This is a genomic window from Ancrocorticia sp., from assembly GCF_052089425.1.
Lineage (GTDB): Bacteria > Actinomycetota > Actinomycetes > Actinomycetales > Actinomycetaceae > Ancrocorticia.
The window spans coordinates 1-9,753 of record NZ_JBQCZW010000054.1 but is presented as its reverse complement, the minus strand read 5'-3'; the positions used below and the strand labels follow the sequence as shown (position 1 = coordinate 9,753).

The window sequence follows — 9,753 nt, the reverse complement described above, 5'->3', positions numbered from 1 at the left end:
GAATAGCACCTGAGAGATGCGCCTTCCTGGCTGGGAAACAGAGACTTAGAACATCCCTATTTTCCCAGGTCAGAGGCGCATTTCCCTGTTAACACGCCGCCCACACCCGAGGGCTCATCGGTGGATCAAGGCTAAGTAGGCCTCTCGGATCTGGTCCCAGGTGCCGCGAGTGTAGGCGTCATGAGAGTGCTCGGGGATGGAGCCCTCCCGGTAAGATCGGGCCAACAGATCAGCCATCATCTCCGCGCGGGTGATCTGAGCGTTCCAGCAACGGGCGATGACTTCTGCGGGGGTGGGATCCTCACGGTCTTGCTCTACCTGTTCACGATGAGCAGCGATCCGGTGAACGGTCGCTTGAGAGATCCCCAGGTCAGCGGCGACGCTCATTTGGCTGCTTCCTGCCTCGAGTAGCTCAATCACGATCCGATCGCGGTCGATACGGTCCAAGAAGCGGCGCGCTCGGAACTGCTTAGGATGCACACGCAGGCGCTTAGCCGCGATCCGCCCCGCACGAGCCTTAGTCCGAGATGGACCTCTAGTCGGAGATTCCGTCAAAACAGCCTCCTATTCACCATGAATAATACTAGGTCGCAGGCCAGTTGCGCCACAGGCTGTGGCGCAACTGGCCTGGGGTCATATTCAGGCCCCTCTTGATAGCTCTGACTCAGTTGGCGGGGGAGGGGAGTTGTTGGATGCGCCGGTAGAGGGTGGCTCTCGACATTTTGAAATCGCGGGCGACTTGGGTGGCTGGTTCTCCGGCTTCGATGAGTTTCAATGCGCTGCGGATCTGGCTGTCGGTGAAGGCGGGTCGGCGGCCGCCGAGATCTTTACCGGCGGCTCTGCGTTTGGCTACGGAGTCGTTGATGCGTTCGCGTTTGATGTCTAGTTCCATCTGCGCCAGGGCTGCCATCACGGTGAAGACCATCGAACCCATTGGGGTAGAGGTATCGACATCGCCGCCGCCGAGGTTGAGCACACGTAGCGCTGCACCTTGGTCGCGGAGCTGTTGAGCGAAATCGAGCATGTTCTGGGTGGACCGGCCTAACCGGTCCAACGTGGCGATCACCAACGTGTCACCGGATTCGAGTGCACTGAGAGCCTGGTCGAATCCTGGTCGAGATGCTCGAGCTCCAGAGACCCCACGGTCGATGTACAGATCATCGCGCCGGACCCCGGCAGTTACCAAGTCCTCGACCTGTCGGGCGGCGTCCTGGGTTCGAGTCGAAACTCGCGCATATCCAATAAGTTTGCTCACGTCAACCCCAAACTGTCTTGCAACTAAGCATCATGACACCATTCTACGCACTTAGTTGCAACACATAGATGTAAGACACCTCAGTATGTGAGTCGCAGTAATAAGTGGCGTGCTTTAAATGGAGAGCCCTGAAGGAGCTATGCAAAGATTCGGGTAGCAGCTGAGCGGGATCGCAGCGATCACCGTTCGGCATGCTGCTGTGAAGTTGTACTCGCCTCTAGGAGGGCGGAGATTTCACCGGCGACGACATGCAAGTGAGGTAGGTAGTCAAGCAACGAGTCCGAAGGGCAGGGATGCTTGCCTTCCACGACGCTGAGCGAACCCACGGGACGTTTACGGATACGGATTGGGAGGGCTAAAGCGCGGGTGCCATAGTCGTACTCCCCATCGGAATACGCGTACCCCTGGTGGGCCGTACTGGTGAAGAGTTGTTCGACTGCGTTTTCGTCACTCTCGGTCAGCTCGGTGAATTTGGCGAAGACCCTTCCCGAAGTGAGGGTACGTCGTTCATTGGCGTCGAGGAACCCAAAGTAGCCGCGGGATGTGGCACCGGCATTGGCGGGGTACAGCTCTCCCACCAGCGGATGATTGCGTATTGAGGCCCCACCGTCGACAGCCGTCACACATCGCACATGCAAGCCGTCGGGAATCGCAAACAATGCAGTGCGTTTTGTCTCGATCGCTAGCGGTTCTAGGACACCCCTGGTGAGAGACTCCAAGCCGCGTGTGCGGTTCCATAGTGAAGCCATGCGCCAGACGGCTGGGCCTAAGCGATACCGCCGGGACACGGGATCCCGGTACAGGAACCGACGAGCGGCCAGTGCCGCGAGGATCCGGTGCGCCGAGGACTTGTCAATGCCGAGCACTTCAGCCAGTTCCAGGACGCCCCAGTCGGGGCGTCCCTCCGAGTAGGACAAGAGCACCTCGAGCGCGCGGTCAACCGTCTGCAACGGAGAGGATCTGTCGTTGGCACGGGCCATGTCTCTTCTAGCTCCTGTGTCGTGGATCCGCAAGCGTTCCTTCAACTTATTATCTCATATATAGGGAAATGGTTGACAGTGAAGGACATTAACACCAGTGTTTTAGCCAATGTGGATATCAACCGCGAGTCAAGGGGGTCAGCGTTGACCAAGTTGGGTGTCGTAACGATCGGGCAGTCGCCCCGCGTAGATATGGTTCCGGAAATGGAACGCCATTGGCCGGGTATCACGGTGCTGGAACGGGGGGCCCTTGATGGATGGGATGCAGGGGCGATCGCCGCTACGCCTGTCAGGGAGGGCGATGAGCTACTGACCTCTTGGCTGTCCGACCAAACTTCGGTCGTGTTCGGAAGAGATCTCGTCCTGCCGCTGATCCAACAGCGTATTGATGAACTCGAGCGCGATGGGGTAGACGCGACGTTGCTCCTATGCACCGGGACGTTCCCATCCTTCACCAGTCAGCACAGCCTATTCACCGCGTCGCCGCTGTTCATCGGTGGCGTTCGTGCCCTGGCTACTGATGTGATTGGCGTTCTGTGCCCGTTAGCCAAACAAGAAGCGGACAGCGCCAACAAGTTCGCCCCTAGCCCCGTCATTGCGGCTTCCGCCGACCCCTACAGTGCCACTGAGGACGATTACCGGAATGTGGCGACAGGCCTTGCCGACCGTGGGGCGACGACCCTGGTGCTTGACTGTATGGGGTACACCGAGCAGCACCGCAGCTGGGTCCAGTCGGCCACTGGTCTTCCAGTCGTACTCGCACGTTCGATCGTGAGTCGGCTCGTCGGGGAAGCGCTGGCGGCATGATCGGCTTGATCCGGGTCGCGTCGACTCTTACCGAGTCCCAGTTGTCGAGCCACGCCCGTGCGATCGAGCATCTAGTTGGCGAGACGATTGTTACGCGGGCTATCCCTGACCACCCCCATGGCGTTCATAGCGATGAGACGTTTGCACAGGCGGTGCCACAGGTCGTCAATCTCGGGCATCAGCTCGAAGGTGACGGCGCGCGGCTTGTCATCATTTCTTGCGCCGCCGATCCAGGTCTGCCCGAGCTGCGGTCCCGAGTGCGAATCCCGATCATCGGGGCGGGCTCTTCGGGAGCATCGCTCGCCCTAGCCGCGGGCGGGGATGTCGGAGTCCTAGGCATCACGCCCGAGGTCCCTGAAGCCATCACTAGTATCTTGGGGCCCCGGCTCAAGGCTAATCTCGTCCCTGACGGTGTCGCATCCACCACCGATCTCATGCGCCCGGAGTCTTACGAGAGGGCACTCCGGGCCGCCGACACGCTGAAACACGCTGGGGCGGAGAGCATCCTATTTGCCTGTACTGGTCTTACAACGATCGGTCTGGCCGCAGACGTCACTGAACGAACAGGGCTCCCTGTCGTGGACGCCGTGATGGCCGCAGGTACAGTTGCCGGCCTCGTCGTCCGACCCACACCTCCCACGGGTTGACCCGGACAAACTCCCATGCCCGAACAGCTTTTGTGCGGTGACCGCAAAGTCTGTACTCGACTTCCTACAGGCGGAGACTTCTCATGAATACGTCGCATCAGGATAACTCTACGCAATCCCAACGACTCTTCGATATACCCTTTGTTCTCACCGTCATCACGGTCTCAATACTCGGTGCGATCATTGGCATGCAGCTAATCACAACACTGGGCGTCACCCCCAACACTTCCATCATCGGGGTGCTAGTCGCAGTCATCCTCTCGAAGATACCGCTCGGCATCTTTTACCGGCTGAGGAGTCAGCAAGGACAGGTCACTGTCCAGACGGCCATTTCAGCAGCCACCTTCGGTGCCGCCAATAGCCTGTTTATACCCCTTGGCATCCCATACGTGATGGGACGACCGGACCTTATGGTCCCCATGCTGATTGGTGTCGGTTTCGCCCTTCTCATCGATGGCTTCATGATCTACCGCGTATTTGACTCTAAAGTTTTTCCCGCCAGTGGAGCCTGGCCGTCGGGCGTAGCCGCCGCCGAAACCATCAAAGCGGTGGACAGCGGGGGTAAACAAGCGGGCATCTTGGGTGTAGGAATATTAACAGGGATCGTCGGCGCAGTTGTCAACATCCCTATGAGCGCTGCCGGAATTGCTTTCATTGCGAACATCTTCGCGATGATCGCCTTCGCCACGGGGCTAGTCGTTAGCGGTTATGCACCGGATGTTGCCGGCATAGACCTAAATGAATTATACATTGCCCATGGCGTTATGATTGGTGCCGGTCTTGTAGCGTTAATACAATTCGTAGTTATTCTCGTAAAACAACGTCGCGAAAATCTTCAACAGAATAAAACGCAATCTGAACTTCGAGAATCAGACGGAAATCAGGAGGAGCGCTATACGCGTTCCAGTGGCGAGGCAGGCCGAACCTTCGCTTTCGGATATGTGGCTTATGCGCTTGTCGCGGTCATCATCGCGCTTCTGGGGGGCCTCATGGCGGACCTATCTCTGGGAATGCTGGCTCTGTTCGTTGTTTTTGCCGCCTTTAGCGCGCTTGCCACCGAAATTATTGTTGGAATCGCTGCCATGCAATCGGGCTGGTTCCCGGCATTTGCTGTATCACTAATTTCATTAGTCATCGGTATGCTGATAGGATTTCCGCCGGTAGCACTGGCTTTACTCGTTGGCTTCACGGCGGCGACCGGTCCTGCCTTCGCTGATTTGGGTTACGACCTACGAGCGGGTTTTATTGTTCGGGGTCACGTAAAGACGGCGGCAGAAATGCAGGGACGCAAACAACAATTCAAAGCTACGCTTATCGGCTTCGGTGTGGCGATTGCGCTGGTATCGGTATTCCACAGTACCTACTTTGATCTTGGCCTGATTCCGCCGATTGATTTCGTGTATGTATCAACCATTGAAGCGGGTACTTCCGATGAGTTGCTTACTCAACTTGCAATCTGGTCGCCATTGGGCGCTGTAGTCCAAATTCTCGGTGGCCCTAGAAAACAGCTGGGTGTCCTCTTTGCGACGGGACTGTTGGTTGCCGATCCGATTACCGGGTTGACTGTATTTGGCGCCATTATTGTGCGGGCGATTCTTATTCGATGGCGAGGCGAGGGTATTAGGGTCACCCTTTACACACTTGGTGCAGGTTTTATTGCGGGAGGAGCCGTGTACGACTTCTTCAGCTCAGTAGTACGCGCACGTTAACGACGTTCTCTTCCGCTAGGTCTCCTACCGGTCCTCAAATCCAAAAAGGAGTGACATGTCCTACAAACACATCATTGGTGCGCTCGACATCCTCGATGACTCTGCCGTCACCGGTGACTCGGTGGTGGCGTGGCTCGCTGAGATCGGCATCCAAGATGCTTCGTCCCGTACTATCAGCGGACCTCGCGGCAGCACCGACTTCCTCCGCGTCGTAATCCCGGGGACGGATGGCAAGATGGCTGGCGGTGGAGCGCCCACCCTTGGCCTTATAGGCCGTCTTGGTGGGCTTGGCGCTCGGCCCGACCGGATCGGATTCGTCTCCGACGGCGACGGTGCACTCACTGTCGTCGCAGCTGCCGCGAAGCTCGGCGAGATGGCCCATCGGGGAGACAAGCTACCCGGCGATGTCATCATCACCACCCACATCTGCCCAGATGCGCCCACCCGTCCACACGAGCCAGTGGACTTCATGGACTCTCCGGTAGATATCGACACTATGAATGCCGAGGAAGTCGAATCCGCCATGGACGCCATTCTGAGCGTGGACACGACTAAGGGAAATCGCATCTGCAACCATCTCGGATTCGCCATCTCACCCACAGTGAAAGCGGGCTGGATCCTTCGCGTCAGCGAGGACCTGTTGCAGATTTACTCCGACACGGCCGGAACACCTCCGGTCGTGCTACCGATCACCATGCAGGACATCACTCCGTACGGTAACGAGGTGTATCACGTGAACTCGATAATGCAGCCATGCGTCGCGACGGACGCCTCGGTCGTTGGGGTAGCCATCACGGCCGAGACGACCGTTCCCGGTAGTGGCACCGGAGCCACGAATATGGCGAGCATCGATAGCACCGTCCGCTTCCTGATCGAGACCGCAAAGGCCCATGGCGTTGGACAGGCCGTCTTCCACGACGAGGATGAGTTCGTTGCCCTTACCAGCCGCTACGGCTCGATGAGCGGACTGCAGACGAAAGGAAAGATCGCGTAATGCGTGTGCTCACTCAGGAAGACATCGCCCCCGCTGTGATCGGCGGTACTGTCCTAGGTGGTGGGGGCGGTGGGCACGTGGCCGCCGGGCTCGATTTCGCTGATGCTGCTTTAGCAGCAGGCGAGATCCGGATGCTGACGGTAGACGAACTGCCCGCTGACACGCTCGTCGCCATCTGCGCGGGTGTCGGTGCACCCGGAGCGCCGGACGCCGAACTTTCGAACGCGGACTTTCACACGAGTACTGACTACCTCAACGCCGAACTCATCAAACGTGGCACCCGAACCGTAGGTGCTGTCGCCACCAATGAGAACGGCGCGATGGGCACAGTCAACGGTTGGCTGCAGGCCGCCATGACCGGGCTGCCACTCCTCGACTGCCCCTGCAATGGGCGCGCTCACCCGACTGGGATCATGGGGGCACTCGGTCTACACCGTGACCCTACGTACACGAGCATGGCCGGATTCGCCGGCGGTCCCGAGAGTGAGCACTCTCAGGGAATCGTCCTAGGCTCGCTCAACACCACCTCCCGCGCCATGCGTTCACTGTCTGTGGTTTCCGGAGGTCTAATCGCAGTCACACGAAATCCCATTTCGGTCGACTTTCTCGCCCAGCAAGGGGCCCCTGGTGCAATCACCCAAGCTATTGCCGTGGGGAAAGCCCATGCCTCCGGCGGGGTGGACGCAGTTACCCGACTTCTCGGCGGGCGCGTCATTGGACACGGACCAGTGCAGAATCTCACGATCTCACAGGTCTCCGGATTCGACGTCGGAAGCCTTCACATAGATGGTGTCGATCTGACATTCGTCAATGAGTATATGAGCGCCATCGCCGATAACACCGAAGTTGCCCAGTTCCCCGACCTGATCATGACCTTCGACGGCATTACCGGAGACCCCGTAGTATCTGCACACCTTAGCGAAGGTCTGGATGTCGTCACGGTCGTCGTCCCCCGAAGCTCCCTACTCCTCAGCAGCACCATGCACATGCCCGAACTCATGGAACCAGTCGCCGCGCTGCTTGCCGGAGACGAAGTCAACGCGGGGTAGGAGGATCACCATGGACCTACTGCTACTCTCCAACTCCACGAACCACGGATCCACACCATGGGCCCATGCCCGTGAGGCGGCGCTTCCTATCGTCGACGGACGTCACGTGCTCTTCCTCCCATACGCGTTGGCTGATTACGACGAGTACACAGCCAGAATTGCAAGGGCATTCGAGCCTATGGGCGCACGGATCACTGGGATCCATTCGACGCCGGATCCAATCGCTGCCATCCACGACGCCGAGGCCATCTACGTCGGCGGCGGAAACACATGGCGTCTACTGCGCATGGTCCAGCGACTAGACCTCCTTGCCCCCCTCGACGAAAGCGTCCGCACTGGTACTCCGTACCTAGGCGCCTCCGCCGGAACTAACCTCGCCTGCCCTACAATCCGAACGGCCAACGACATGCCTATCGTCGAACCCGATTCTTTCGACGCACTGGGGTTAGTTGATTTCCAAATCAACCCCCACTACGTTGACCCCGATCCGGAAAGCATCCACATGGGCGAGACGCGAGAGAAGCGAATCCACGAATTCCACGAAGAAAACGACACTCCCGTTCTCGGGATCCGTGAGGGCGGGTGGCTTCGCATCAGCGACACCGACCTGACACTAGCGGGAGAAACCGCCAGGCTCTTCCTCAAAGACCATTTACCGGTCGAATGCGAACTCGGAAAACTGACAATCCCTGCGCAGAACACAGGATGAGGCGTGCAGAGATCACTTGCCTACGATCTGACCTGAGAAGTTTCTTAGTGCCCTTGATGTTTTGGCTCTATCCGCTCCGCCTACCGCCACCCGCGAAGACACCATCCCGCAACGCTCCTGACTCACCGACGATCACCAGAACAAACCTCATCGCCCTGAGACAACTCGGGTCTACGCAGGTGTTTTATCTGTGTCTCCATTGGGCCATTGACGTAGCCAAGCCGTTATGAAACTATAATCACATTCACAGACCGAATATTTTCGCATAACGCACGTCTATGATTTTGCAACAGTAAACGTTAACTTAGTCTTTTAACAGATACAATGTTAAAAGACTGTGAAATATTTGTGTTCTTCCGTACATCTAGATAAGGATTTTAGTATGCCCCGCGCTTGGCGGATATACGAGTACGCTGGCTATAAGGGTTTGAAACTTGAAACCGAACCACGAATCGATCCTGGCCCTGGAGAAGTGCGAGTCCGCGTCGGAGCCTTTGCCCTGAATTGGGGCGACATGGATTTGATGGAAGACAGATACTCCTTCAGCTTTTCGAAGTTTCCCGCACGAGTCGGCATCGAAGCTGCTGGTACCATCGACGCGATCGGGGACGGCGTTGCAGATTGGGCTGTTGGAGACCGGGTCTCGACCTTGCCCTACTTCTACGACGACCGCGGAGCCAGCGCGGAATCGCTCCTTATAGACGCTCGTTACGTAACGATGTCTCCGACGAATCTGTCGACCGTCGAGAGTGCTTCCATCTGGATGCAGTACATGACTGCTTATTTTCCTTTGACTCAGATTGTGAGCGTCGGTCCTGGAACTCATGTACTGGTAACCGCCGCCACCAGCACAGCGGGGGCAGCGGCGCTCCAAATCGGGCGACTCCTCGGAGCGAAGATGATCGCGACGACGCGATTCGAAGCCAACATCGAGTACCTCCATAGAATGGGTGCGGATCATGTTCTGGTTCCTAGCGAACAAGACATGGCCGACGAGCTCAAACAACTCACCGATGGTGATGGACTGGACCTAGTCTTAGACTCAGTCGGTAAAGGGCTGATCGCGCGATACAGTCCGGCGCTCGCTCGAAACGCTCACATCTGTTTCTACGGAAAACTTGACGGAAGTGTTCCGATATTGCCGCTCCCGCTCGTTGACATGTACCAGAAAAATGCTACTTTCCGCGCCTACTCGGTTTTTAACTACATTGAGAACCCTGAAATGCTCGCGAAAGGTAAAGCGTTCATCTATGACATGCTTGAGAAGAATAATATCCGATCGACTATTGATCGCGTATACCCCATGGAAGAACTAATCGAAGCCTTTGAATACATGAGCCATCCGCGCTCATCGCACGGGAAGATCGTGATTGAGACGGGCTTGTCAGACTAGCCTCGGCCTTTCGTGCGACCAGTAGATTGGAGGTCAGCATGGTTTGTTGATCTTTTGGTCGCGGGGGGGGCGCCCTTGCGGACGGCCCCCCGCACAGATCCCAGCGTGCGGGATTACTGAGGTGTGTCAGAGATAATGCACCAGTGAGCGGGTTTAGCCCTGATCCACCGAAGTGCTGTGGCTGTGTCATGGTCAAGTGATCGTTGGGGC

10 protein-coding genes are annotated in these 9,753 nt (G+C 57.5%); 7 read left to right on the top strand and 3 right to left on the bottom strand.

Annotated features, from left to right (window positions below):
• Window positions 1-114 precede the first annotated feature (114 nt).
• The 3 genes from ACTHV6_RS11355 to ACTHV6_RS11345 form a co-directional block, all read right to left on the bottom strand.
• On the bottom strand, window positions 115-555 hold the full coding sequence (locus ACTHV6_RS11355) for a hypothetical protein (protein ID WP_441387698.1): 441 nt from the start codon (window positions 553-555) through the stop codon (window positions 115-117).
• 109 nt (window positions 556-664) lie between these two features.
• Entirely contained in the window at window positions 665-1,255 is a 591-nt protein-coding gene (locus tag ACTHV6_RS11350; protein WP_441387696.1) for a recombinase family protein, read from the bottom strand.
• 179 nt (window positions 1,256-1,434) lie between these two features.
• Complete coding sequence (locus ACTHV6_RS11345) at window positions 1,435-2,235, bottom strand: IclR family transcriptional regulator (protein WP_441387694.1); 801 nt, start codon at window positions 2,233-2,235, stop codon at window positions 1,435-1,437.
• Window positions 2,236-2,313: 78 nt separating this feature from the next.
• On the opposite strand from ACTHV6_RS11345, the gene ACTHV6_RS11340 reads away from it, so the two are divergent.
• From ACTHV6_RS11340 to ACTHV6_RS11310, 7 genes are all read left to right on the top strand, one after another.
• A complete protein-coding gene (locus tag ACTHV6_RS11340; RefSeq protein WP_441387693.1) occupies window positions 2,314-3,042 on the top strand; it encodes an AroM family protein in 729 nt (242 codons plus the stop codon).
• Complete coding sequence (locus ACTHV6_RS11335; protein WP_441387692.1) at window positions 3,039-3,689, top strand: aspartate/glutamate racemase family protein; 651 nt, start codon at window positions 3,039-3,041, stop codon at window positions 3,687-3,689. Before ACTHV6_RS11340 ends, ACTHV6_RS11335 begins: the two co-directional genes overlap by 4 nt.
• Window positions 3,690-3,772: 83 nt before the next feature.
• Window positions 3,773-5,398 (top strand): OPT/YSL family transporter, encoded by a 1,626-nt coding sequence (locus ACTHV6_RS11330; protein ID WP_441387690.1) that lies wholly within the window; start codon window positions 3,773-3,775, stop codon window positions 5,396-5,398.
• A gap of 55 nt (window positions 5,399-5,453) precedes the next feature.
• Entirely contained in the window at window positions 5,454-6,392 is a 939-nt protein-coding gene (locus ACTHV6_RS11325) for a DUF1177 domain-containing protein (RefSeq protein ID WP_441387688.1), read from the top strand.
• Window positions 6,392-7,441 (top strand): S-methyl thiohydantoin desulfurase domain-containing protein, encoded by a 1,050-nt coding sequence (locus tag ACTHV6_RS11320; RefSeq protein ID WP_441387687.1) that lies wholly within the window; start codon window positions 6,392-6,394, stop codon window positions 7,439-7,441. Before ACTHV6_RS11325 ends, ACTHV6_RS11320 begins: the two co-directional genes overlap by 1 nt.
• A 10-nt stretch (window positions 7,442-7,451) precedes the next feature.
• The gene (pepE, locus tag ACTHV6_RS11315; protein WP_441387686.1) at window positions 7,452-8,150 is read left to right on the top strand and encodes a dipeptidase PepE; all 699 of its coding nucleotides are present in this window, start codon (window positions 7,452-7,454) and stop codon (window positions 8,148-8,150) included.
• Between the two features lie 427 nt (window positions 8,151-8,577).
• A complete protein-coding gene (locus ACTHV6_RS11310) occupies window positions 8,578-9,543 on the top strand; it encodes a zinc-binding dehydrogenase (RefSeq protein ID WP_441387685.1) in 966 nt (321 codons plus the stop codon).
• Window positions 9,544-9,753 lie beyond the last annotated feature (210 nt).